Below are 24,796 nucleotides of genomic sequence, written 5' to 3' on the forward strand. Positions count from 1 at the left end.
TAAAACAACCGGCTTTCGAGCCGGTTTTTTTATTTTCTGGCTAAGTTTTTGTTCTATAAAAGAACTATCTTGAGAGCAAAATACGCCTTGAAATACTGAAACATATTTTAAATTTCTGCAGAACATTCCCTGATTAGTAAATAAAAAAGCGGGATATTTTATCTCGCTTTTTTTAAATAGTTCGATTTATTCCGCACGAACCTTAATTTCATAGCCGGTATATTTACGGATATTAATGACACCGGTATCCAGGATCAGATACTGGCCTTTGATGCCTTGTAATTTGCCACGGATCACGGGGGTTTTATCCAGGTTGTGTGATTTGATCTTTTCAGGATAGCTTTCCACTGGATAGATGAACTCGCGGGGGCGCTCTTGTTCTAGAATCTCGACATTTTCATTAAAGTCCAGACTCATACTGAATTCATCACGAATAGTGGTAATTTGCGGTTCAAATTCGTCTAGTAGCTGATCACGGATATCAATCAGGTTAAGTGGCTCAGCTTCACCTTTCAGCAGTTTGCGCCAATCGGTTTTATCGGCAACCTGGGTGCCAAACATGACTTCCATTTGACCCGAAAGGCGACGAGAACCTACTTTCATGATGGGTAAAGCTTGTGTTGCGCCCTGATCCAGCCAGCGTCCTGGCATATGATTGACACGGGTAATCCCGACTTTAAGTCCACTGGAGTTGGCTAAATAGACAATATGCGGTTGAAAACATACTTCGTGTGCAAAGGTGTCTTCACGGCAGGTACCCAAATGATAATGGCAGCTTTCAGGTTTCATAATACACATGTCACAAGATGCTTTGGTTTTAAAGCATTTGAAGCAGTGACCTTGAGAAAATGATTTTGATGTTTTGGTACCACAAGACACGCAGTAGATATTACCGGTCCATTCGATCTCGATTTCTTGACCCAGACTAAATGGTAGGTCGATTTCTGAACGATCTAATATGAATTTATATTCAACATTTGCCCTGTGTATATCTTGATCAGTTACACTAAGGTTCTTGAGACCGGCATGCATTTTATGGCAGATGCCTTGAAGTTCCATATAAATTACTCACTTAAATCATAAGGATGCTGTTATGGCTGAACAGAATGTCATCACTTCGATGCTAGACGATTTTGCACAGGAACAGCCCATAAAAACTGCGATTTGTATTGGTCAGGATTTGACCCAAGTTAAGTTTAATCAGTCCATTCAATGGCATTATTTTAGCGTATCTGACTTTTTAAGTCTGCCTTTTCAGCAACGTTATGACCTGGCAGTAGTGATGTTGGATACATCTGAAACGAGTGAGTTATCAGATCAATTGATCAGTCAGCTATTGGTCAAGCTGCGTGACTTATTTGCAAAACGTCTGGTCGTTGTAAGCCGTTTGCAGGATGAGAAACTGCTACGTTCTTTAGGACTAACCCAACTTATTGATAAAACCACACATGATGCCGACTTTGCCTTGTGGCAATTTAATATTCTGACTTATAAGCATGTACCTGACTGGTTTAATTCCAAATTCTGGGCCAATCCAGAAAACTGGGATAAGTTCCGTTGGTAAGGAAAAAATCTACTAAATTTCATTGCAAATATTAACATTTTCATACATTTCAACCTTCTGCTCAGCACGTATGCTGTAAGAAAGATTAACTGGATAAGCCGTATGACAAACCTCAGTAATATTGTAGAGATGCTTGCCAAGCAGGCCTTGGGCGGTAGTCAGCAACAGCAGAATACCAATCAGCATCAATCCCAGAACCAGTCACAACAGTCGCAAGGTGGTTTAGGTGGCATTCTTGGGGCTGTATTTGGGCAGTTAAATTCGGGTAATACGCAGCAAACTGGTCAGTCGCAGCAAGGTGGTTTGGGTGGGATTTTAAGTTCTGTATTGAGTCAACTGGGTGGCGCTGGCCAACCGCAGCAGCAGCCGAATCAACAGACTCATCAGCAGCCTCGATCATCAGGATTAGGTGTTGGTGGGACCAAGACCTTACTTATTGCTGTATTGCCATTGGTACTCGCCTGGATTCAGAAGCAGGGCGGTTTACAAGGGGCGCTAGATAAGCTGAAAGGTCAAGGCTTAAACAGTCAGGTCGATGACTGGGTGTCTACAGGTCCAGGTGAGAATGCGCCCGTGGATAACCAGCAACTGCAGTTGTTATTTGATGATCAGGAAGTGGAACAGGTGGCTGAACAGGTGCATGCGCCAAAGCAGGATGTATATAGTGCCATCTCTAAAGTTTTGCCGCAGATTATTGATTCATTAACCCCACAGGGTGAGCAAACCAGCAAGCAGGAAGCGAATAACGATATCCAGAATGTCCTGAACATGGTTTCAGGTTTCTTAAAGCGTTGACTAAAATTCTAAAAAAAGCCCGGCTATAAATGCCGGGCTTTTTATATTTTTATAATTTATGATTGTTCCAAATCCAGGCTAAACAGGCGATTGGATTTACTGATTTTTTTAGCAATATAATGAGATTTACGTAGACGTATTAAAATGATCAGAGACTGGAATTCCAGTTCACCAAATTCAGGCTCGACCTGCACATAATGCAGTTGTCCATATTCATCACGGACTCGCGCTTGTGCTGAAAATCCAGGACGGGCATTACCACTGGAAATGGTTGCCAGACGACCAATCAGATTGACATGATGTTTTTTGTATTTAGGTGGAATCACCTGATCCAGACAGTGAATCATAAATACTGTAAAGAAAATCGCAATAATCAGCGCAGGAATAATCAGGTAATACGCCGGTAGAAATTCCTGTTCCTGAGAATAGATCAGCAGTTGCAGCACATAACCAGCAACACTGAAATTCATCAGCAGAAAAAACACAATTAAGGTTTTGGAAAACTTGACGTTGAGCAGGTCAAGATTATGAAAGTAAAACGGGGAAATCTTTTTGAGAAATTTTGTCGGGCGAATTTTTAAAAAATAGCCCAAGGTTTCTACCACGCCCAGCAGAATCACAGCGAATAAACTTAGATGAAAAGGCATCAAGTTATAGTCAAGGAAAAATGCCGGCATGGTAGCGTCCAGTTACGAATTATTCTGTGAGGTAAATTCCACCATCAGAATGCACGTTAATCTCTACTTTTTCAAGTGCTTGACCTTGGCAAGGGCCGGAAATACATTCCCCAGTTTCAACCAGGAATAAAGCACCATGGGTTGAACACTCAATAAACTCCTGATCACGATCCAGAAACTGGTTTTCCAGAAACTCCAGTTCAACCTGCAAGTGTGGACACAGGTTCTGGTAAGCGTAGAACATACCATCACGTTGAGTAATGAAAATGATGTCGCCATTTGGAGTTTCAAAAGAACGTGCTTCACGTTCCGGGATGTCTTCGGTCATGCAAATTTTAAACATTAAGCGCATTCCTTTTGGAAGTTTTCCAATAACGCAGCATAGTCAGCAATAGCCAGACGTGGACCAAATTGTGAAACCACCTGGCTTGAAACCAGAATGGCCAATTCAGCTGCAACTTTCCAGCCTAGACCTGCATTCAGTGCATACAGGAAAGCACCAGCAAAGGCATCACCAGCACCATTGGTATCAACTGCAGTTACAGCACGACCCGGTACGGTAAAGCTTTGACCTTCGTTGCAGATAAGTGCACCTCTAGCTGACAATGTAATGACAATGTGTTGGCTAAATTCTTGTAGTTTAGCTAAAGCAGCTTCAATTGTTTCAGTCTCAGTATACATTAACGCTTCCTGTTCATTACAGAACAGTAGGTCTACGCCATCTGCAATCATTTCGTCCAGGCCAGCACGCGCATATTGCACCATTGCTGGATCAGACAAAGTTAAGGCGATTTTTGCATCGCTGGCACGGGCAATGGTACGTGCCTGTTCTACGGCATGACGGGCAGTTTCTGAAGTCGATAGATAACCTTCGATATATAGCCATTTTGCAGTTTTAAGGGGCGCGAAATCAATTTGAACGTCAGTCAGTTCAGCCGTGATCCCCAAATAAGTATGCATGGTACGTTCTGAATCTGGACTTACTAATACCATACAGGTACCTGTAACGCCTTCGCTGATTGAACGGGTGGTAGTTTTAATGCCTGCTTTATTTAGACCATCCAGGTAGATTTGACCCAGATCATCATTCCCGACACGGCAGGCATAAAACGCTGAACCACCGAGCGCGGCAAAAGCAACAGTTGTGTTTGCCGCAGAACCACCAGAAGCCTGACCTTTGTAGTTTTGAGTGGCTTTCAGGTTTTCATACAGCGCAGCTTGTGTTTCACCATCGGTCAGTTGCATGGTGCCTTTTTGCAGGTTGTGTGCAGTTAAAAAGTCGTCAGATACTTTAAATTCCTGGTCAATTAGCGCATTACCAATTGCAAAAAGATCAACATTTGCCATGTCAGAGAGTCACATTCAAAAAACGAAAGTCATAAGTTTACACGAATGCTCAGGTTTGCTGTAGGGTGCTGAATCATTTTCAAAAAGTTTTAGAATATGCTGTAAGGCATTTATTTCGCACTTTGGTCGAATTAAAGGAGATAAATTTCGTAATCCTGCGTTCGTGCCATTGATTTAAATAGCGGATTTTATTTATAAGTGTTATATCAACTCTAGCTGCATCTTCATGCAAATATGGGTTGAGCCGAGACTACAATTTCTGACAGTGTGTATATATGGATATTAAAATCGTAAAAGCCGGGCAATTACCAGATCAAATCGAAACTTTTGCTACTCTGGCAAAAAAGGAAGGCTATGATTTAATTGAGAAATTAATCGAAGAATATCGCACAGGAAAAAACTCATTCAGTAAAGACAATGAATATCTGGTTGTTGCTTATGATGGAGACAAGCTGATTGCTTGTGGTGGTTTGAACCAGCAATGGGGACCAGATGGTGTGGAAGAACGTATTGGCCGTGTGCGTCGTTTCTATGTGCATCCGAAATATCGTCAGCATGGTGTAGGCAAACAGTTACTGGCTTATCTGGAACAGTTAGCACGTCCGCATTATTCTGCACTTTGTTTGCATACTGAAACCAAGCTGGCGGCGAGCTTTTACCAGAAGCAGAACTATGTCTTTGTTGAAAACCATCCGAATTACAACTACTTTAAATATCTGATCTAGTCGATTTTCAATTTCACCAACACGGTTCATAGACTTGGTGATTCATTTTCTGAATGACCAAGTTTACTTAATTCGATCAAAATGATCGGTTTTCAGCGTGAATAATAACAAAAACTAAAGCTATAATGCGATCAGTTGTTTTTTATCTAAAAATTAGGAGATCGCATGACTGTAGATGTCACTGAAACCATTTCTCAAACTGTACATCCTGCGTTTCAGTTGGTACGTCAACACCATGTTGAAGCTTTAGACATTTTAGTGTCTGAATTTAAACATAATGTGACCGGCGCCATTCATTATCACCTGGCGACCAATCACGATGAAAATGTCTTTTTAGTGGCTTTCCGTACGCAGCCAATGGACTCTAAAGGCGAAGCACATATTCTTGAACATACGGCGCTTTGCGGCTCAGAAAAATTCCCGGTACGTGATCCATTCTTCCTCATGATTCGCCGTTCCCTGAACACGTTCATGAATGCCTTTACCGCAGCGGACTGGACAGCTTATCCATTTGCAACCCAGAATGACAAAGATTTTCAGAACCTGTTAGAAGTGTATATGGATGCTGCTTTTGCAGCGAACCTGAATCCGCTGGATTTTGCTCAGGAAGGGATCCGTATTGAACTAGAAAATGGTGAACCGGTTTACAAAGGCGTTGTGTTTAATGAAATGAAAGGTGCGATGAGCTCACCTTCAGATCAGCTATATCATACGCTGGCGCATTATCTGTTCCCGGATACCACCTATCACTACAATTCAGGTGGTGATCCTAAAGATATTCCTGACCTGACTTACCAAGAGTTAGTTGATTTCTATAAATCACATTACCATCCAAGTAATGCTGTATTCATGACCTTCGGTAACAAGTCGGCTTATGAACTGCAAGAACAGTTCGAAACTCTGGCACTGTCTAAATTTGAACAAGGTCAGACTTTATATTCCACACCTGAAACCCGTCTGTCTGCACCAGTGTCCGTGACTGATACCTATGCAGTTGATGCGGATGATCTACGCGACAAAACCTATCATGTCATTTCATGGTTATTGCCTGAAGCGAGTGAAATCAAACTTCGTCTGGGTATGCGTCTGGTAGAAGGCATTCTGTTAGAGGATTCGGCCTCTCCACTGCGTCATTATCTGGAAACCTGTGGTTATGCAGATGCAACAGGCCCATTTATGGGGGTTGATGATTCTAACTTTGAAATGACCTTCTACTGTGCAGTACAAGGCTCAAATCCAGAACATGCTGAAGAATTTAAAGATGGCGTATTCAAAATTCTGGAAGATGTTGCTGCGAAACCGGTAGATCAGCAGGCGGTCGATGCGATTCTGCATCAGATTGAACTGCATCAGCGTGAAATTAATGGGGATGGTACGCCGTATGGTTTAAGCCTGATCCTGAATGGTTTAGGTAGTGCGATTCATCACCGTGATCCAGTTGAAGTTTGGGATGTTGATTCTGCGATTACAGCAGTCAAAGAAGAGCTGAAAGATCCAATGTGGCTGTCTAATCTGATCAAAGAACATCTGATTGATAACCCACACCGTGTGCAATTGACGCTGGTTCCAGATGCCACCAAATCTGCCAAAGAAGCCGAAGCTGAAAAAGCACGTCTGGCTGAAATTGGCAAGACACTGACGGAAGAACAGAAAGCTGAAATCGTTGCGCAGACTGAAGCTTTAAAAATCCGTCAGGATACGCCGGATGATCTGAACCTGCTACCTAAAGTGGGTCTTGAAGATGTACCTGCTGAAATGCAGATTGTACAAGGTCAGCTGCGTGAAGTGATTTCCAATGGGATCGATACACCGCTGAATCTTTACTATGCCGGTACCAATGGTATTTATTACCAACAAGTTCTGGTGCAGATTCCTGACGAAGTAGTGCAATCGCCATACTTTAACCTGCTGTCGATTCTGGTCGGTGAAGTCGGTGCAGGCGAATATGATTATCTTGAATTCCAGCAAATCCAGACTGCAGTCAGCGGTGGCTTGGGAATGGGTGCGTCATTGCGCTCGAAAGTCGATGACAAGAATAAAATTTCTGCCTGGTTAACGCTCACAACTAAATCTCTGGTGAATAACCTGCAAGCGATTCAGTTACTGAAAACCGGTTTTGAACAGCTTCGCTTTGACGAAAAAGGCCGTATCATCGAATTACTGCAACAGCGTAAAACACGTTGGCATTCACGTATTTCTGGGTCAGGCCATAGTTATGCAATGCAGGTGGCTTCACGTCAGCACAGCGCTTTAGCAACGCGTGATTATCATAATACTGGTCTTGGTGCATTGAACTGGCTAATGAATCTGGTTTCTCAGATTGAGAAGGATGAAGCTGCTTATGATGCCATGATTGAAGAGCTGAAACGCATTCATCGTATTTTGTTGCAGGCACCAAAACAGTTCCTGCTGGTATGTGAAGAACCGCAAGCAGATCATCTGGTAGAAGAAGTTCAGAATGTTTGGGACAAAGTTGCTGTGGACCGTAATCCGGTACAACTTGCTCAAACTGAAAAAGTATTGAATGAAGCAGATGAAGCATGGCTGATTCAGGCTAATGTTCAGTTCTGTGCAGCCGCTTATCCGGCAGTCGAAGTGTCACATCCTGATGCAGCGCCGTTGATGGTCTTGGCAGGCTATTTGCGTAATGGATACCTGCATAGTGCGATCCGTGAAAAAGGCGGTGCTTATGGTGGCGGTGCCAGCTATGACGGTAATGCCTGTTCATTCCGTTTCTACAGCTACCGAGATCCACGTTTAGCTGAGACTTTCAAGGACTTTGATGCGAGTGTTCAGTGGCTATTAAATGCGGAACAACAGCCACATCAACTGGAAGAAGCAATTCTGGGTCTGATTGCCAGCATGGATAAGCCGGGTTCACCAGCAGGTGAGGCAATTACAGCTTGTTATGCTTACCTGCATCAGCGTACCCCAGCATTCCGTAAGCAGTTACGTGAACGTCTGCTGAATGTGACACTGGATGACCTGAAGCGTGTGGCTCAACAATATCTGGTAGAACAACAGCCGTCTCGTGCTGTGGTTGCGCCAGTGGCAAAACGTGAAGCACTGGAACAGCTCGGATTTGTGATTCAACAAGTTCAGTAAAATAAACAAGGAATATTGAATGGCGCTTAATTCGTTTAAGCGTCCAACTTTGCAGCTGAGTATTTTGCTTGGCTGTATGGGAGGGGCGCAGGTGTATGCAGAAGAAAATCAAACGACTATTCCTAGCAGTCCGATGCCGGCAACGGCTGAGGCTTGTGCCGCGGTAGAAATCAGTGCAGAACGTCTGGCTTGTTATGATGCTTTGTTTAAAGTGCCAGAAGCAGAAAGGGCGGTACTGGTATCTGAACGTCGTGCAGCTGCTGAAATTGCGCCTGAACCTGATAACCTGAAAGCTAAAATTGATAAAACTGTTTCTACGGTAAGGGTTAGTGAAGGCTCGCCACTGAAACCGAACCTGTCTTTATTGGACAGCCGTTGGGAACTTTCACCTGAAAGTAAGCTGGGTACCTGGAATATCCGTTCTTATCAGCCGGTGTATGTATTGCCAGGATTTTGGACCTCTGAGAAAAATGAGTTCCCTGAAAGTCCGAATGAACGTAATACGGTTACTGAAGATCAGAACCTGAAATCCATGGAAGGCAAGTTTCAGCTTTCGCTAAAAACCAAAGCCGTAGAAAATATCTTTGGTGATAACGGTGATATCTGGCTGGCCTATACCCAGTCTTCACGCTGGCAGGTCTATAACTCCGAAGAATCACGTCCATTCCGTGAAACTAACTACGAACCGGAAGCCAGTATCGTATTCCGAACCAATTATGATTTATTTGGTCTGGACTGGCGTATGCTGGGGCTGACCTTGAACCATCAGTCCAATGGCCGTTCGGATCCACTATCGCGTAGCTGGAACCGGGTGATGCTGAATCTGGGCTTTGAACGTAATAACTTTGCCCTGATGTTACGTCCCTGGTATCGTTTCGAAGAAGATCTGCCGGATGATAATAATCCGGATATCGTCGACTATGTCGGTCGTGGCGATTTAACGGCATTCTACCGCTGGAAAGATCATGACTTTTCGCTAATGTTACGTCATACCTTGAAAGGCGGTGATGATAACCGTGGTGCAGCACAATTTGACTGGTCATTCCCGATCAGTGGTCGCCTGCGTGGCCATTTCCAGCTGTTTGATGGCTATGGTGAAAGCCTGATCGACTATAATCATAAGGCGACTTATGTCGGTTTAGGTGTTTCGTTGATGAACTGGTTCTAAAAAGCATTATCATCAAAAAATTCACGCTCTGGCGTGAATTTTTTATTGCATATTAAAATTAGCCGACCTGAATTTCCGAAGGCGGATGTTTAAGGCGACTCTTTTTCGGTGTGGCAATAAAATAGGCCAAGGTCAAAGGGCCTAAACGACCTGCAAACATTAATAACATCAGGATCAACAGACTGGCTGGCTGTAATTCAGAAGTGACACCACGCGACAATCCTACAGTACACGCGGCAGAGACTGTTTCAAACAGCAGATCCAGAAAGTCCTGATCTGGCTCTAAAATAAGCAGACTCATAAAGCCGGTTGCAATCAATAGGGCGGTAATACAGACTACTGCCAATGCCTTAAAAGTCGTTTTCTCTGGAATTGAATGTTTGAATAAACGAATTTCATCTTCACGCCGTAGGAAGCTAATCACACTGATCACTACAATGATAAAAGTTCCAACCTTGATGCCACCTGCAGTACTCAAAGAACCACCACCAATAAACATCAGGAACATGGTCACTAAGGTCGAGGCATTGGTCAGCTGATCCATCGGCAGGCTGTTAAAACCTGAAGAGCGCGGTACTGTGGCATGGAACCAGGCATTAACTGCCTGATCGCCCACACTCATCAAGGCTAGGGTTTGGGGATTGGAAGCTTCCAGAATCCAGATCAGGATAAAGGCAGAAAGATTCAGCACAGCAATCGTACTCAAAATCAGCTTGCTGTTGGTGCTCAGCTTTCGCCAGCGTTTATTTTTGCGTACATCCATCAACACCAGAAAGCCAATGCCGCCAATGATATACAGCATACTGATGGTGAAGGTAATGAAATACTGATCGGCAAAGCTCATCAGACTATTCGGGAATAGGGAGAAGCCACCATTGTTAAAGGCGGAAATACTATAAAAGGCGGCATAGAAGAATGCCTGATTAAAGTTATAATCCTGCAGCCACGCAATGGTCAGAATCACTGTGCCAATTGCTTCAAAAAACAGGGAATATAGGAACACACCTTTAATGGTCGTACTGATCTTCTTCAGGCTGGTCTGTCCAATGGACTCCTGAGCCATGACCTGTTGCCTGAGTCCCATTTTGGGCGCCAGACTCATGGCAGCCAGAATGGCAAAGGTCATAAACCCCAGTCCGCCGCATTGCAGGAGAATCATGATTACAACCTTGCCAAAGACTGTATAAGCTTCTCCGACATTGACCACAGACAGGCCGGTAATGGTCACCGCAGAAGTCGCAGTAAAAACAGCCTGAAACCAGGTGACATCACCATGATGAGAAACTGGCAGCATTAACAAGATTGAACCAACAAGAATCAAGACCAGAAATCCCAAGGCAATAATGCTGGGTGGACTGAGATTAATGGTCCGGTTTTTATGAGCAGTTATTTTCATAGATTTTTAAAATGCTTGGACAGGCGGCGCAAAGGTTCCAGCAAACCCTCAATAAGCAGAATATCACCTTCTTTAAGAATAAGATGCGGATCGAGGATATATTGAACCACGGGGCCACGCTTATGCAGAATGGTTTTAATTTCGGGTACATGATCCATCAGCTGATTGAGTTTTATGCCACTTTGTTCGGCATGAATCTCAATTTTGACCAGATAGCGATCATCCTCAAGTGACATATAGCGACTGACCATTGTATAACTCAACGATTGAGCGATCCGCACGCCCATATCTTCTTCAGGATGAATAATCTTATCCACCCCAAGATGAGTCAGAATCATATGATGAGCTTTGGACTTAGATTTGGCCCAGATTTTTTTAACCCCCATATTTTTGAGATGGAGCACGCAGAGGATACTGGCTTCGATGTCCTCACCAATGGCAACTACAACAGCTTCACAATTCTGGATATTTAGCTCATCCAGCACATGTTCGTCAGTAGCATCCGCAATTACAGCATGGGTTAGTTCATCAGAAATGCTTTCGACATATTTTTTATTGAGATCGATGCCGATTACTTCATGTTTAAGTGACATCAATTGCGTGGCAACAGTGGCACCAAAACTTCCTAAACCGATCACAGCAAACAGTGCCATGTATTTTTCCTAAAGTTGCTGCGCTGCTATCTGCGCATTCAATTAATTTATAGGTTTATCTTAGTGCTTTATTGATATTTCAGCTATTTGCTTTACATAAATATTATCAAAGACCTGTAACCTTATTCGCTTATATAAAAAACCGCCTCGAAAGACTAATACCAGTTAGTTAAGAAACTGACTGGCATTTTCTTTGTTAAATTCATGATTGTAGTTGATATATGGAAAAGTCATCCGCAATTGTTTGAGACCGGACTACATTAAAAAATGATTGTTTCTGCGACCAATTTTCTAGTTGATGGTAGTTGACGAGTTTTGCGGATGACAAATGCCTTTGGTTACTTTGGGCGAAACCAAAGTAACAAATGAGCTGCAAGGATTTGATTTAAAATGATAAGACTCCGCCATGCATGACTAAAAATTAAGAAGTTTATTTCTAAACTCCTTAACTGATCAGCATTACTTCGAACGACGGTTTTTTATTATTTAAAAATAAGATCCAGACTTATTTCAAGAAACGTTGATAACCCAGGTTATTGGTAATCTCGTCATACGGATAAGTGATGCTTTCCAGGGTTTCAATCAAACCGTCTGGATTTTGCTGTGCATCTTCAGCTTCTAGGCCAACCAATACACGACCTTCAGCCGCGCCGTGGTTACGGTAGTGGAACAGGGTAATGTTATGGGTTGGGCCTAGACGTTCTAAGAAAGTCAGCAAGGCACCTGGACGCTCCGGGAATTCCACACGGAACAGACGTTCATTTTCAATATCGGCATGACCACCAATCAGATAACGGATGTGCAGTTTTGCAACTTCATCATCCGACAGATCGTCAACATCGTATTGGAATTTCAGGTTTTCATAAATTTCCTGACGTTCTTTTTCGCCATTTTTCAGGCTAATACCCACGAAGACCTGGGCTGCAGTTGCATCGCTGGCACGGTAGTTAAACTCGGTGATATTACGGCCTTGCAGGGCACGACAGAATTTCAGGAATGCACCTTTCTGTTCTGGAATGGTCACGGCAAAGATGGCTTCTTTACGCTCACCGAGTTCAGTACGTTCCGCAATATAGCGTAAACGGTCGAAGTTCATGTTGGCACCACAGACAATCGACACGATGTTTTTGCCTTGAATGCCGTGTTCGGCCACGTATTTTTTAATCCCTGCCAGCGCCATTGCACCAGATGGTTCTACAATACTACGGCATTCATCATAGGTATCTTTAATTGCTGCACAGACTTCATCGGTATTGACCAGTACCACATCAGGTTCAACAATTGGACCAGAATTATCTGATTTTTGCAGGCGGATGACCTCAAAAGGTTTTTCACCAATTTGTGCAACTGCAGTGCCGTCAGCAAACAAACCGACAGATGGAAGAATCACACGCTCATTGGCTTCTAACGCAGCTTTTAAACAAGCTGATTCGTCATATTCCACAGGAATAACTTTGACATGCGGAGCAACATCACCCAAGTATGCTGCAACACCGGCAATCAGGCCACCACCACCCACGGCAACAAAAACATATTCCACATCACGCCATTGACGCAGAATTTCGTTGGCAATGGTTCCTTGACCGGCCATGACCAGTTCATCGTCATAAGGCGGAATAAAAGTCATGCCATCTTCTTGGGCACGCTGGATCGCATATTTATTTGCGACATCAAATGAATCACCATGCAAGACCACTTCACCGCCAAGACGTTTAACCGCTTGTACCTTGATGTCAGGCGTGGTTTTTGGCATCACAATAATCGCGCGAATTCCCAACTTTTTCCCTGACAGCGCCACGCCTTGTGCATGGTTGCCTGCTGAAGCTGTGATAACGCCACGTTCGAGTTGTGATTTCGGTAATTGACTAATACGGTTATAGGCACCGCGTAGTTTAAATGAAAAGACCGGTTGTAAATCTTCACGTTTAAAGCGAATGTTGTTATTTAAGCGTTCGCTAATTCGTGGCGCTGCTTCGAGTGGGGTTTCGATTGCAACATCGTATACAGTTGCTTGTAAAATTTGTCGAACCAAACGAGACAGCATGTTAATTTTCCATCTAACAGTTTAAAATAAGCCTTTATTGTAACAAACCACGCGGCTTTGCGGTTTAAAAATACTGCGAAAGTCCAAAATAGTTGAGTGATGTCATGAGTCTATATGCAACCCAAGATGAGAAAAAGCAAGCTGCAGCCAAAGCAGCGTTAAAGCACTTACCAAAAGGGGGCATTTTAGGCGTCGGTACTGGTAGTACTGTAAACTTCTTAATCGAACTTTTGCCTGAACTTCAATTGGAAGCAGCGGTTGCAAGTTCTGAAGCTACTGCACAACGCCTTAAAAAATTAGGTATTGAAGTTGTTGATATGAATAGCGTAGGTGGTCTGGATGCCTATGTCGATGGCGCGGACGAAATTGACCGCCATATGCATATGATTAAAGGTGGCGGTGCAGCATTAACACGTGAAAAAATTGTTGCCTCAATTGCGAAAAAATTCGTTTGTATCGTAGATGACTCTAAATGGGTGGAGCAGTTAGGTCGTGAATTCCCGCTTCCTGTAGAAGTGATTCCAATGGCACGTTCTGCTGTAGCACGTAAAATTGTTGCTTTAGGTGGGGACCCTGTATACCGTGAAGGTGTAGTTACAGATAATGGCAATGTAATTTTGGATGTTTATAACTTAAACATTTTAAATGCATTAGAGTTAGAAAAAACTTTGAATGACATTCCAGGTGTTGTTTGTAACGGTATCTTTGCAATAAATAAAGCAAATATTGCTGTGGTTGCTACAGATAACGGTATTGAAGAGCGTACAGCGGTTTAATGAATCCACCCTAACCCTCCTTTTTCAAAGGAGGGAACTTTCCCCTTTATAAAAGGGGGACTGAGGGGGATTAAAAAACAATGATTAAATATAAAAAAATGACATTATCCGACTTACCTGAAATTCAAATTAAAAAAAACATTCGTTCTAAGCGACTTCGTTTACGTGTCGATGTATCTTCAATTTCTGTCACTGCGCCGTGGTTTTGTACAAAAAAACAAATCCAGAATTTTATTCAAGAATCTGAAAACTGGATTTTAAAAACGTGGCAAGAGCAACAAGGTCGAATACAGCACATTGATCGGATACTTCCAAGCAGTCTTCAACTATTTAATCTAAATCAACCAATCCAGATTCAATATTTAACACAACGAAATAATTATAAATACGATTCTGCCTCGCAAGTCCTTTTGATCAGTGACAGACAACCCGAGGCGTATTTAAAAGCCTTTGTGATTGCCTATGCCAAAGAAAAGTTGCCGGTTTATCTTAAACAGGTGAGCCGGGAAACTGGATTGTCTTTCAATATCTGTAATATCCGTCAGCCGAAAACTCGATGGGGCAGTTGTTCTGCCAAACATGACATTATGCTGAATAGCAGCATTCTCCTGTCTCCTGAAAATATCGTGCGTTATCTCTGTGTGCATGAACTGGCACATACACGGCATTTTGATCATAGCCCACTTTTCTGGGCTGAAGTGGCTAAACATGATCCAGCTTATTCAAACCATCGCAAAATTTTGAAAAATACCGTAATGCCGTGGTGGTGGAACAGTCAGGATGAATAGAAGAATAATTTAATCCACAATTCCTCAAAAAATAATATTTAAATCATAAATTTATATAAAAATTAGTTTGAATAATTTCTGCTGCACTTATGAAAATAGATTATTTTTAATCCATAGTCTGCTTTTCTAGAATGCTGAAAAATTAAATGTTTCCTAGCTGCTTTAGGCATAAAGCAAAGAAGCATATTTTCCAGTACATGGGGTAGATTAGGATGGTTCAATCCAGGGTATTATTTATTTTTTCGCTGATCTTGAGTGTGTTTTTAAGCGCATGTAGTAAACCTGATCATTCACAATCTTCACAGGAAGCTGAAGATCAGATCTACAAAGCCGATAATGTGCGGATTGGTTATCAACGTTCATCAACATTAATGACTTTACTGAAAGAATCGGGTGAGCTGGAAAAGAAACTGGCAGAAAAGAATGTCAAAGTTAGTTGGCATGAATTTACCAGTGGTCAGCCACTGCTTGAAGCATTGAACGTGGGCAGTGTCGATGTCACTGCGGATGTGGCAGATACAGTTCCAGTATTTGCTCAAGCAGCGCAGGCAAAACTCACTTACTATGCCAAAGAAACAGCATCTCCAAATGCACAAGCGATTTTAATTCCAAAGAATTCAAACATTCAAAGTATTGCAGATTTGAAAGGCAAGAAAATTGCGGTAACCAAAGCAGCGGGTAGTCATTACTTACTGATTGCTGCCTTAAACCAAGCAGGTTTGAGTTTTCAAGACATTACCCCAGCATGGTTAAGTCCAGCAGATGGTCGTGCTGCCTTTGAACATGGTGGTGTGGATGCATGGGTGACTTGGGAACCGTATGTTTCAAGTGGCACAGTGGTACAAAATGCAAAAATACTTGCTTCAGGTGAAGGTTTAGCAAGCTACGCACGCTACTACTTAACGGGTCAAAAATTTGCGCAAGAAAACCCAGCATTGCTGAATGACATTATTGATATTTTGAAAGAAAAAGCGGCATGGATTAAAGCAAACCCGGATGAAGCAGCTAAAGTTTTGGCACCACTTTGGGGTGACTTGCCACATGAAGTCGTACTTAAAGCCAATGCGAACCGTTCTTACGATGTTCAGCCAGTGATTTTAGAAGATATGCCGGAACAGCAAAAAATTGCGGATGCATTTTTCATTGAAAAGCTGATCCCGAATACCATTGATGCTCAAGCATCTGACATTTTTAAAGCACATTAATTCTAAAGGCCTCAACATTCAGTTGGGGTTTTTTATCTTTATGAAAATAGCCTAAGCAAACTTGAGTCATTTATGTCAAATATCCCAGAACTAAATTATGTTCAAATCCGAGAAAAGCTCCTGAACCGTGAAGAAATCGCAATTGTAGATTTACGTGAGGAGCATATTTATGCACAAGGGCATCCACTCTTTACAACCAATATTTCACTTTCACGTATAGAGGTTGAAATTCTGAATCGAATTCCACGTTTAGAGACCACGATTGTTCTTTATGATGCTGCTGATGGTCGAGTAGAACGTGCTTATCAAAAATTACTTCGTTATGGATATCGTCAGGTTCATGTATTGAAGGGTGGAATTGACGCGTGGGCACGAGATGGTGGGGAGTTATTTATTGATGTGAACTCTGCAACTAAAGCCTTCGGTGAATGGGTTGAAAACTATAAACAAACGCCGTCGCTAAGTGCTGAAGAAGTGCAAGCTAAAATAGATGCAAAAGAAAATATTGTGATTTTAGATGCACGTCGTTTTGATGAATATAACACCATGAGTATTCCATCGGGTCGAAGCGTACCCGGTGCTGAATTGGTGTATCGTGCACCAAACTTGGTGAAAGATGAAAATACCACCATTATTGTAAACTGTGCAGGACGTACCCGTAGCATTATTGGTACGCAGTCCTTGGTCAATGCTCAAATCCCGCATCCTGTTTATGCGCTCAGAAATGGAACGATTGGTTGGACACTTGCAGGTCAAAACTTAGAACAGGGTCAAACACGATCATTTAAAGATGTGCAGACTGAAGTTCAGCCACAGCTTTTAGTCAATGCGAAAATCCTAGCGCAAAAAGCAGGTGTAAAAACCATTTCTCTTGATCAGCTTCACTCACTACGAGCAGAAACGAATCGCACGACTTATGTTTTTGATGTGCGTGATGAAGAAGAATATATTCAAGCGCATCTAGCAGGTTCCCGTTGGGTTGCAGGTGGACAACTGGTTCAAGAAACGGACCATAATGCCGCCGTTCGTGGTGCACGAATTGTACTGGTTGATGATCAACTGATTCGTGCCTACATGACTGGATCTTGGTTAGGGCAAATGAACTGGGAAGTGTATGTACTAGAAACTGATTTTTCTAAAGCATTTACAGCGGATGGGGTTTGGTCGCCAAAATTACCTGTCATTGATACAGTGGAATATATAAATCCAACTCAACTTCACGAGTTAAAAGCAACACAAAATATCGCGATTTGGGATGTACAGCCTTTTGCACTGTATAAGAAAGCGCATATTCCTGATGCTGCATGGCTACTCAAGACCGAAGCAGTTGAACTAATTCAACAAGCGGAATTTCAAGCTAAAGATGCGATTGTAGTGACATGTAGTCGTTCAATTTTGGCAAGTTACGCTGCTGAAGAAATACAAGCATTACATAAGAAGGTATATGTGCTTGAAGGTGGTAATGTTGCTTGGGAACAAGCTGGCTATTCGTTAACCATAGACAATGTACAAGCGCTTTCACCGCAAATTGATCGCTATAAACGCCCTTATGAAGGCACAGACAACTCATATGAAGCGATGCAAGCCTATCTGGATTGGGAGTTTGGTTTAGTCGATCAACTTAAAAAAGATGGGACGCATGGATTTTTCACCATTTAATTTTTTATACTAATTAAAGTCGCCACGGCGACTTTATTGATTTGAAGCATTTATGCAGCATTAACTGTGCATTTATATACTTATTCGATAATATAAAACCAATGATAACGATAAATTAGAAGTATTCATGATGCGGTTAATCCTCACAATTTTAATTTTTATATTCTCGCTTCCTGCACTGTTCTTTTACGGACTATTTTTATACAGTATTTTTTTCCCAAGTTTACCCATGGATTATCCATTAATTGTCAAGTTTTTTATGCTGACAGGAGTGCTCGCTTGGGGAATGCTATTTTATATGGCTATTTTATGGATTGAGCATCGTCCAATACCCAAAAAAAATTCAGCCAGCGCAATATTATTGGCTATTTTGGGCTTGATTCCATTTATGATTCGATTAGACACCATCATCTTTTTGGCATTGCCTGCTTTCTTATTTGTAATTTATCTTTGTTATTATAGTTGGTCTACGCCAGCAACCAGTGAACAGGTTTAAACATGTTTCAATTTTATCTTTAAAGATTCATTTCAAAATATATAAAAAATCAGCATTCCTTAGCGAAAGAGTTTAGAAAACCACAAGTTCCTGTCATACTACGGAGCATAAATGGAAACATCTAGTTAGAGGTAATTGTCGTGATTTCAGTGGGTATTGTGGGCGGTACAGGTTATACAGGCGTTGAACTTTTACGTCTATTACTGCGACATCCAAATGTAAATGTAAAAGCACTGACTTCACGTACTGAAGCTGGTCGTCGTGTAGACGATATGTTCCCAAGTCTGCGTGGTCATACCGATTTAGAATTTTCTGACCTGAGCATTGATCTGCTTAAGTCATGTGACGTTGTATTCTTTGCGACTCCACACGGCGTTGCGATGAAACATGCAGAAGAACTGGTGGCTGCAAATACTAAAGTCATAGACCTGGCAGCAGATTTCCGTTTGCAGGACTTGGAACAGTTTGAAAAATGGTACGGCATGGAACATGTTTGTCCATCTGTATTGCAAGATTCTGTATATGGTCTGTCTGAACTGAACCGTGACAAGATCAAACAGGCAAGTGTGATTGGAAACCCGGGTTGTTATCCAACAACTGTGCAGTTAGGTTTAGCACCAGTATTAAAATCTGCGGAAGCTTTAGTGAAACCTGAAAGTATTATTATCGATGCTAAATCAGGGGTGTCAGGTGCAGGTCGTAAAGCCAGCCTTGGTATGATTTATTCTGAAAATGCAGATAACTTTAAAGCTTATGGCATCGCAGGTCATCGTCATCACCCAGAAATTGTAGAAGCATTAGAAAATATCTCAGGTCAAAAAGGTGTATTTGACCATATTTTATTTGTACCACATCTGGTGCCAATGATTCGCGGTATGCTGTCAACGATTTACATCGACCTGACTGAAGCAGGCCAGGCAGCAGATCTGCAAGCACTTTATGAACAGTTCTATGCCAATGAACAGTTTGTTGATGTAATGCCAGCTGGTAGTTCACCAGAAACCCGTTCAGTACGTGGTGCTAATGAATTACGTATTGCACTGTACAAGCCTCAACCGACGAAACTGGTTATTCTGGTCGCACAAGATAACCTGGTGAAAGGTGCAGCAGGTCAGGCAGTACAGAATATGAACCTGATGTTTGGCTTCGCTGAAAATGCTGGCTTGGAAAACATTGCTTTATTACCATAAAAAACGTATTAGAACTTCACACACATTTGAATTTCGATTTAAATGTGTGTCTTGAAAAAGATAGAAGAGATGACAATGCCGAATACTGAGCCTCACAATCTGCCCACAGATGACAAGAAGAAAATGCCATTTCTTAAAGGGAATACGCCACTTGCGATAGGTGCTGCCATTCTGGTGCTGAGCAGTGGTCTACTTGGCTATTCGGTAGGTCATCGTCAAGGTCTGACTGTTGTAGGTTTTGAGGCGGATGCTGAACAGCTGGTTGAAGTCGTACAAAAGCAGAAAGCCAGTCTGGAAACACTGAATAAAACCCTGAATACAGCAACGCAGGAACGTGATCTGGCCGTAAGCAATGCCAATGACCTGTATCTTGCGATGAATCAAGCCCGTGATGAACATACGCAGGCAGAAAATCTAGCGACCTTATATCGTGAAGTGCTGCGTCAACGTGGCGGTATGCCATTATCTGTCCAGCATCTGGCAGTGAAATCTTTGCCTGAAAATGCCTTTGAGTATCAGCTTGATCTGATTCAGGTGAGTCCAGGCAAGGGGCGTGTTTCTGGTTCGGTTGAATTGCGCCTGATTCGGGGTACTGAAATTTTAGTCGTGCCGTTGGCAGACAAAAACTTTAATTTCGAAAATTATGAGCGTCTGACGGGTCGTTGGACGATGCCGAAAGGTTTTGTACCAGAATTTATAGAAGTTCGCCTGACTGGTACAAGCAAGCCTGTTACCCGCCGTTTTAGCTGGAGCAAGGGCGAGGCAATTGAAAATCAATCTGCATTCCTGTCAGAGATTCCTCAGACAGAAGCTAATGCAAACTAAAGTGTGAAATGTAAATCTTATGCCTAGCAACAAGCGTCATATTTGTTTAAGTGAAATCAAGAACTCTTTTAACCAGTCTGGTGTGGTCGACTGGCACATAAGCCCTCGCTTAGCAAATGACCCTTTACATGATGAAGATGCTGATATTGCAGTCCAAACAGCACCCCCTGAACTGAAGCGCCCGCCGATGTATGCTGTGGTATTGATGAATGACGATTACACCCCAATGGAGTTTGTAATTGAAATTTTACAACAATACTTTGCAATGAATCTTGACCAAGCTACACAAGTAATGCTAACTGTACATTATGAAGGAAAAGGTGTTGCTGGCGTCTATCCAAGAGACATTGCGGAAACGAAAGCGAACCAGGTCAATAATTACGCTCGATCACAAGGTCATCCTTTACTTTGCCAGATAGAGCCTAAAGATTAAGGGGGTTGCATGCTCAGTCGTCAATTAGAAGTATCACTACGTTTGGCTGTTAGCATGGCTCGTCAGAAGAGACATGAGTTCCTGACAGTAGAACATTTATTATTGGCTTTACTCGACAATGATTCTGCCGTAAATGCCCTTAAAGCATGCGGTGCAGACATTATTGTGCTGCGTAAAGAACTTGAAGAATACGTAGAACAACACACCCCAAAACTCGGCGAAAATAACGATCAGGCACCTCATCCAACTGAAAGTTTTGACCGGATCCTGCAGCGTGCCATTTTCCATGTACAGTCGAGTGGTGGAGACCGTACGGTAGAAGGTGCGGACATTCTAGTTGCGATGTACTCAGAGCGTGACTCGTTTGCAGTTTATCTGCTCAAACGTCATCAGATTAACCGTTTAACCTTGACTCAATATTTGTCGCATGGCACCCGCAAGGAAGAAGTGCAGAACGAAGAAGAGATTGAAGAGCTGGATGGCGAAACCGGATCATCGAGTGCCTCAGGTCCATTAGATCTATACACCACTAACCTGAATCTCGAGGCACAAAAAGGTAAAACTGATCCATTGATTGGCCGTGAAAAAGAAATTGAGCGTGCTGCACAAATTCTTTGTCGCCGTCGTAAAAATAATCCGTTGCTGGTCGGTGATCCAGGTGTGGGTAAAACATCGATTGCCGAAGGTCTGGCTTGGCTGATTGTGAATGGTAAAGCACCAAAACCACTGGAAAATGCTGAAATCTACAGTCTGGATATCGGTGCACTGGTGGCAGGAACCAAATATCGTGGTGACTTTGAAAAACGTCTGAAACAACTTCTCAATGCCTTGAAGAAAAAACCGGATGCAGTGCTGTTCATTGATGAAATTCATATGATCATCGGTGCAGGTTCCAGCATGGGAAGTACCATGGATGCTTCGAACCTGATTAAGCCAGCACTGGCGAATGGTTCATTGCGTTGCATAGGTTCGACCACCTTCCAGGAATACCGTCAGGTTTTTGAAAAAGATCATGCTTTATCGCGTCGCTTCCAGAAAATTGATGTGAATGAGCCTTCAATTCCTGAAACTATTGATATTCTGCGTGGTCTGAAATCTAAATTTGAAGATTTCCACCATGTTCAATATGAAGATCAAGCTTTGGTATCAGCAGTAGAGCTGTCAGCGAAGTTTATTAATGACCGTTTCTTGCCAGATAAAGCCATTGATGTAATCGATGAAGCAGGTGCGCAACGCCGTTTGAAAGCTGAGCAAGATGACAGCTTGATTACGGTAGAAAATATCGAAGATATCGTCTCGAAAATTGCCCGTATTCCACCAAAAACAGTTTCTAAAGATGACAAGACTGTATTAGAAAATCTTGAGCGTGATTTGAAACGTGTGGTCTTCGGTCAGGATGAAGCTATTGAAGCACTCGGTTCTGCAATCAAGCTGTCTCGGGCAGGTCTGAAATCTCCAGATAAGCCAGTCGGTAGTTTTGTTTTTGCAGGTCCAACCGGTGTCGGCAAAACTGAAGTGACCAAGCAATTAGCGAAACTGATGGGAGTAGAGCTGGTTCGTTTCGATATGTCTGAATATATGGAACGTCATGCGGTGTCTCGTCTCATCGGTGCACCTCCAGGTTATGTCGGTTTTGATCAGGGTGGTTTGCTGACTGATGCGATTCATAAAAATCCGCATTGTGTATTACTCATGGATGAAATCGAAAAAGCGCATCCGGATGTATTTAACCTGTTGCTGCAAATTATGGATCATGGCTCATTGACCGATAACAACGGTCGTAAGTCAGATTTCCGTAATGTGGTGCTTGTACTGACCACCAATATTGGCGCCGAAAGTATTTCCCGTGTCAGTATTGGTTTCATGGAACAAGACAACAGCAATGATAATCAGGAAGCGATGAAAAAAGCATTCTCACCTGAATTCCGTAACCGTCTCGACGGCGTGATCCAGTTCAAGGCCTTACCAAGTACGATCATTGAAAATGTGGTCGACAAGTTCTTAACTGAACTGCAAGCACAACTAGATGAGAAGAAAGTTATTCTGGAAGTTGATCAGAGTGCACGAGAATGGATGGCTGAAAACGGTTATGACCGTTTAATGGGTGCTCGTCCAATGCAACGTCTGATTCAGGAACACCTGAAAAAACCACTAGCGGAAATGATTCTGTTTGGTGAACTGGCAGACAATGGTGGTAATGTTGCTGTATCTGTGAAGAAGGAAAATGGTAAAGCTGTGGGCTTGAAACTTGAAGTGTTTGAAGATCAGACTGCTGAACCCGCCTAAATTCCACTCAGCGTAAAATAACCCGTGCTTGCACGGGTTATTTTATTTCTTTATTGCTATGATCTGATGAAGATTTATCGCCTGGTTAAGATTTAACAAGATATGGAATTTCAGTTCACTAAACTTATTACTACTTTCTGTCTGTTTCTGGTCACGGCGGTGATGGAAATTCTGGGCTGTTATTTTCCCTATCTGATTTTGAATCAGGGTAAAAGTCACTGGTTCTGGGTGCCGACGGTATTGGCACTCGCAGCTTTTGTCTGGTTACTTACTTTGCATCCTGCTGCTTCAGGCCGAATTTATGCAGCCTATGGTGGTATCTATATTTTTAGTGCACTGATGTGGTTACGTTTTGTGGATCAGATCAGCCTGTCTCGATGGGATCTGCTTGGTGGTGCAGTGGTTATTTTGGGGGCACTGATTATTATCATGCAACCCCAAGGTTTAATCCGTTAATAAGTATATTATCTTAATGTATTGTATTTATTAAGTCAGATTAATCCGATTTAATAAAATAGAAGCATGTAAATAGGATGTTTGAGATTTTGGCTAGATATATTATTTAATAAGTCTAATAAATTTTAATACTGTTATATGGCTTTGTTGCACAAAGATTTGAAATGCAAAGCGCCCCTAATTGAGCCAAATTTAAGGCGTAACTTGGGTAAGTGGTCGACCTAATTCCGTAAATCTGTTGAGGACTGCTACACGTGCATGAATTTCATTCACCTGACTAGGAAAGCTTCTTGCCATTAATTTATCGCCTAATAATTTGATGCAATGCATCTTGGTTTCCACCAAACTGCGGCGATGATAGCCTGACCATTTTTTCCATAATGTCCTGCCTAAACGTTTAACTGTTCGAAGTAATTCATTTCGCTCTAGCGAGCTGATCTTTGTATCTTTCCATGGTTTCGCATTTTTTCTAGGTGGAATCACCGCATGTGCTTGCCGATCTGCAATGACCTGACGGCATTGCTTGGTGTCATAAGCTCCATCGGTATAAACAGAGTCAATCTGCTCATCTTGTGGAATCTGATTAAGTAAATCACCAAGCACCTGTGAATCACCGACATTATTGGTTGTGAGCTGAATAGCGCGTATTTGTAGGGTTTTGGCATCTATACCAATATGTAGTTTACGCCATTGGCGACGATATTCAGCTCCATGTTTCTTGCGTTTCCATTCGCCCTCACCTAGAAACTTCATGCCTGTAGAGTCTACGAGTAGATGCAGCCCATCGCTACTTTTTTGGTAGCTGATTGCAATATCAATATGCTTTTGTCTTCTACAAAGCGTACTGTAATCTGGTGCGGTCCAATTTAATCCGCAAAGTTCAATCAGACTTTGCACAAAGCCAGTGACCATACGTAAAGATAGACGGAATAAGGATTTAATCATTAAGCAGCATTGGATAGCTGCGTCGGAGTAGGTTTGATTTCGCCCTTGTTTGCCTTTTGATGGAGCATACCATTGCGTAGCAGGATCAAACCAAATGACAATATTTCCGCGACTCATGAGTGCTCGGTTATATGCGGGCCAATTGGTTGTGCGGTAGATTTTGTGTGTAGGCTTCTTCATTTGAAAATTATATCGCTGAAAAAGCCTTTACAGATAGGTTTGTGCAACAAAGCCCTGTTATATCTTTAATAAATATTTGTTTT

General features: G+C 42.4%; 23 protein-coding genes. 15 read left to right on the forward strand and 8 right to left on the reverse strand.

The features are described from left to right. Positions 1-186 precede the first annotated feature (186 nt). Positions 187-1,059: a DUF2797 domain-containing protein gene (locus IHE35_RS06230; RefSeq protein ID WP_242789770.1), complete on the reverse strand. Its 873-nt coding sequence runs from the start codon at positions 1,057-1,059 to the stop codon at positions 187-189. Positions 1,060-1,093: 34 nt separating this feature from the next. On the opposite strand from IHE35_RS06230, the gene IHE35_RS06235 reads away from it, so the two are divergent. Both IHE35_RS06235 and IHE35_RS06240 read left to right on the forward strand, forming a co-directional pair. After that, entirely contained in the window at positions 1,094-1,564 is a 471-nt protein-coding gene (locus IHE35_RS06235; protein ID WP_242789771.1) for a DUF6231 family protein, read from the forward strand. Positions 1,565-1,666: 102 nt separating this feature from the next. Then, positions 1,667-2,359: a YidB family protein gene (locus IHE35_RS06240; RefSeq protein WP_242789772.1), complete on the forward strand. Its 693-nt coding sequence runs from the start codon at positions 1,667-1,669 to the stop codon at positions 2,357-2,359. 56 nt (positions 2,360-2,415) lie between these two features. Here the strand turns inward: IHE35_RS06240 and IHE35_RS06245 are convergent, their stop codons facing one another. From IHE35_RS06245 to IHE35_RS06255, 3 genes are read right to left on the reverse strand one after another with little or no spacing between them, the layout of a single operon-like run. Further along, positions 2,416-3,036, reverse strand: coding sequence for an OB-fold-containig protein (locus IHE35_RS06245; RefSeq protein WP_242789773.1), 621 nt, complete (start codon positions 3,034-3,036; stop codon positions 2,416-2,418). A gap of 19 nt (positions 3,037-3,055) precedes the next feature. After that, complete coding sequence (locus IHE35_RS06250) at positions 3,056-3,364, reverse strand: Rieske (2Fe-2S) protein (RefSeq protein ID WP_242789965.1); 309 nt, start codon at positions 3,362-3,364, stop codon at positions 3,056-3,058. Positions 3,365-3,378: 14 nt separating this feature from the next. Further along, positions 3,379-4,383, reverse strand: coding sequence for an adenosine kinase (locus IHE35_RS06255; RefSeq protein ID WP_242789774.1), 1,005 nt, complete (start codon positions 4,381-4,383; stop codon positions 3,379-3,381). Between the two features lie 275 nt (positions 4,384-4,658). Here IHE35_RS06255 and IHE35_RS06260 point away from each other — a divergent pair, with 275 nt between their 5' ends. The 3 genes from IHE35_RS06260 (at position 4,659) to IHE35_RS06270 (ending at position 9,381) form a co-directional block, all read left to right on the forward strand. Further along, entirely contained in the window at positions 4,659-5,108 is a 450-nt protein-coding gene (locus tag IHE35_RS06260; RefSeq protein ID WP_242789775.1) for a GNAT family N-acetyltransferase, read from the forward strand. Positions 5,109-5,273: 165 nt separating this feature from the next. Then, positions 5,274-8,213: an insulinase family protein gene (locus IHE35_RS06265; protein ID WP_242789776.1), complete on the forward strand. Its 2,940-nt coding sequence runs from the start codon at positions 5,274-5,276 to the stop codon at positions 8,211-8,213. Positions 8,214-8,232: 19 nt separating this feature from the next. Continuing rightward, positions 8,233-9,381, forward strand: a complete 1,149-nt coding sequence (locus IHE35_RS06270; RefSeq protein ID WP_242789777.1) for a phospholipase A — start codon at positions 8,233-8,235, stop codon at positions 9,379-9,381. Positions 9,382-9,439: 58 nt separating this feature from the next. Here IHE35_RS06270 and IHE35_RS06275 read toward each other — a convergent pair whose 3' ends face one another. The 3 genes from IHE35_RS06275 to ilvA form a co-directional block, all read right to left on the reverse strand. After that, positions 9,440-10,777 (reverse strand): TrkH family potassium uptake protein, encoded by a 1,338-nt coding sequence (locus tag IHE35_RS06275; RefSeq protein ID WP_242789778.1) that lies wholly within the window; start codon positions 10,775-10,777, stop codon positions 9,440-9,442. Beyond that, complete coding sequence (locus IHE35_RS06280; protein ID WP_242789779.1) at positions 10,774-11,430, reverse strand: TrkA family potassium uptake protein; 657 nt, start codon at positions 11,428-11,430, stop codon at positions 10,774-10,776. The genes IHE35_RS06275 and IHE35_RS06280 overlap by 4 nt, the downstream gene beginning before the upstream one ends. A 505-nt stretch (positions 11,431-11,935) precedes the next feature. Further along, complete coding sequence (gene ilvA, locus IHE35_RS06285) at positions 11,936-13,474, reverse strand: threonine ammonia-lyase, biosynthetic (RefSeq protein ID WP_242789780.1); 1,539 nt, start codon at positions 13,472-13,474, stop codon at positions 11,936-11,938. Positions 13,475-13,578: 104 nt separating this feature from the next. Here ilvA and rpiA point away from each other — a divergent pair, with 104 nt between their 5' ends. The 10 genes from rpiA (at position 13,579) to IHE35_RS06335 (ending at position 23,588) form a co-directional block, all read left to right on the forward strand. Then, positions 13,579-14,250 (forward strand): ribose-5-phosphate isomerase RpiA, encoded by a 672-nt coding sequence (rpiA, locus tag IHE35_RS06290; protein ID WP_242789781.1) that lies wholly within the window; start codon positions 13,579-13,581, stop codon positions 14,248-14,250. Between the two features lie 98 nt (positions 14,251-14,348). Then, positions 14,349-15,038 (forward strand): SprT family zinc-dependent metalloprotease, encoded by a 690-nt coding sequence (locus tag IHE35_RS06295; protein WP_242789966.1) that lies wholly within the window; start codon positions 14,349-14,351, stop codon positions 15,036-15,038. 257 nt (positions 15,039-15,295) lie between these two features. Beyond that, the gene (locus tag IHE35_RS06300; RefSeq protein WP_242789782.1) at positions 15,296-16,243 is read left to right on the forward strand and encodes an aliphatic sulfonate ABC transporter substrate-binding protein; all 948 of its coding nucleotides are present in this window, start codon (positions 15,296-15,298) and stop codon (positions 16,241-16,243) included. Between the two features lie 72 nt (positions 16,244-16,315). Then, the gene (locus IHE35_RS06305) at positions 16,316-17,902 is read left to right on the forward strand and encodes a rhodanese-like domain-containing protein (protein WP_242789783.1); all 1,587 of its coding nucleotides are present in this window, start codon (positions 16,316-16,318) and stop codon (positions 17,900-17,902) included. 127 nt (positions 17,903-18,029) lie between these two features. After that, the gene (locus tag IHE35_RS06310) at positions 18,030-18,398 is read left to right on the forward strand and encodes a hypothetical protein (RefSeq protein WP_242789784.1); all 369 of its coding nucleotides are present in this window, start codon (positions 18,030-18,032) and stop codon (positions 18,396-18,398) included. A gap of 134 nt (positions 18,399-18,532) precedes the next feature. Beyond that, positions 18,533-19,588 (forward strand): N-acetyl-gamma-glutamyl-phosphate reductase, encoded by a 1,056-nt coding sequence (argC, locus tag IHE35_RS06315; protein ID WP_242789967.1) that lies wholly within the window; start codon positions 18,533-18,535, stop codon positions 19,586-19,588. A 75-nt stretch (positions 19,589-19,663) separates the two neighbouring features. After that, positions 19,664-20,413: a DUF6776 family protein gene (locus IHE35_RS06320; RefSeq protein WP_242789785.1), complete on the forward strand. Its 750-nt coding sequence runs from the start codon at positions 19,664-19,666 to the stop codon at positions 20,411-20,413. Positions 20,414-20,432: 19 nt separating this feature from the next. After that, positions 20,433-20,846, forward strand: coding sequence for an ATP-dependent Clp protease adapter ClpS (gene clpS, locus IHE35_RS06325; RefSeq protein ID WP_242789786.1), 414 nt, complete (start codon positions 20,433-20,435; stop codon positions 20,844-20,846). Positions 20,847-20,855: 9 nt separating this feature from the next. Continuing rightward, positions 20,856-23,132 carry an ATP-dependent Clp protease ATP-binding subunit ClpA gene (clpA, locus tag IHE35_RS06330; RefSeq protein ID WP_242789787.1) on the forward strand — a complete coding sequence of 759 codons (2,277 nt, stop codon included), beginning with the start codon at positions 20,856-20,858 and terminating at the stop codon, positions 23,130-23,132. Between the two features lie 102 nt (positions 23,133-23,234). Then, positions 23,235-23,588 carry a YnfA family protein gene (locus tag IHE35_RS06335; RefSeq protein WP_242789788.1) on the forward strand — a complete coding sequence of 118 codons (354 nt, stop codon included), beginning with the start codon at positions 23,235-23,237 and terminating at the stop codon, positions 23,586-23,588. Between the two features lie 192 nt (positions 23,589-23,780). On the opposite strand, the gene IHE35_RS06340 is transcribed toward IHE35_RS06335, so the two are convergent. Further along, positions 23,781-24,713: an IS5-like element IS17 family transposase gene (locus IHE35_RS06340; RefSeq protein ID WP_242786770.1), complete on the reverse strand. Its 933-nt coding sequence runs from the start codon at positions 24,711-24,713 to the stop codon at positions 23,781-23,783. Positions 24,714-24,796: the final 83 nt, after the last annotated feature.

The organism is Acinetobacter sp. ASP199 (assembly GCF_022700675.1).
GTDB lineage: Bacteria > Pseudomonadota > Gammaproteobacteria > Pseudomonadales > Moraxellaceae > Acinetobacter.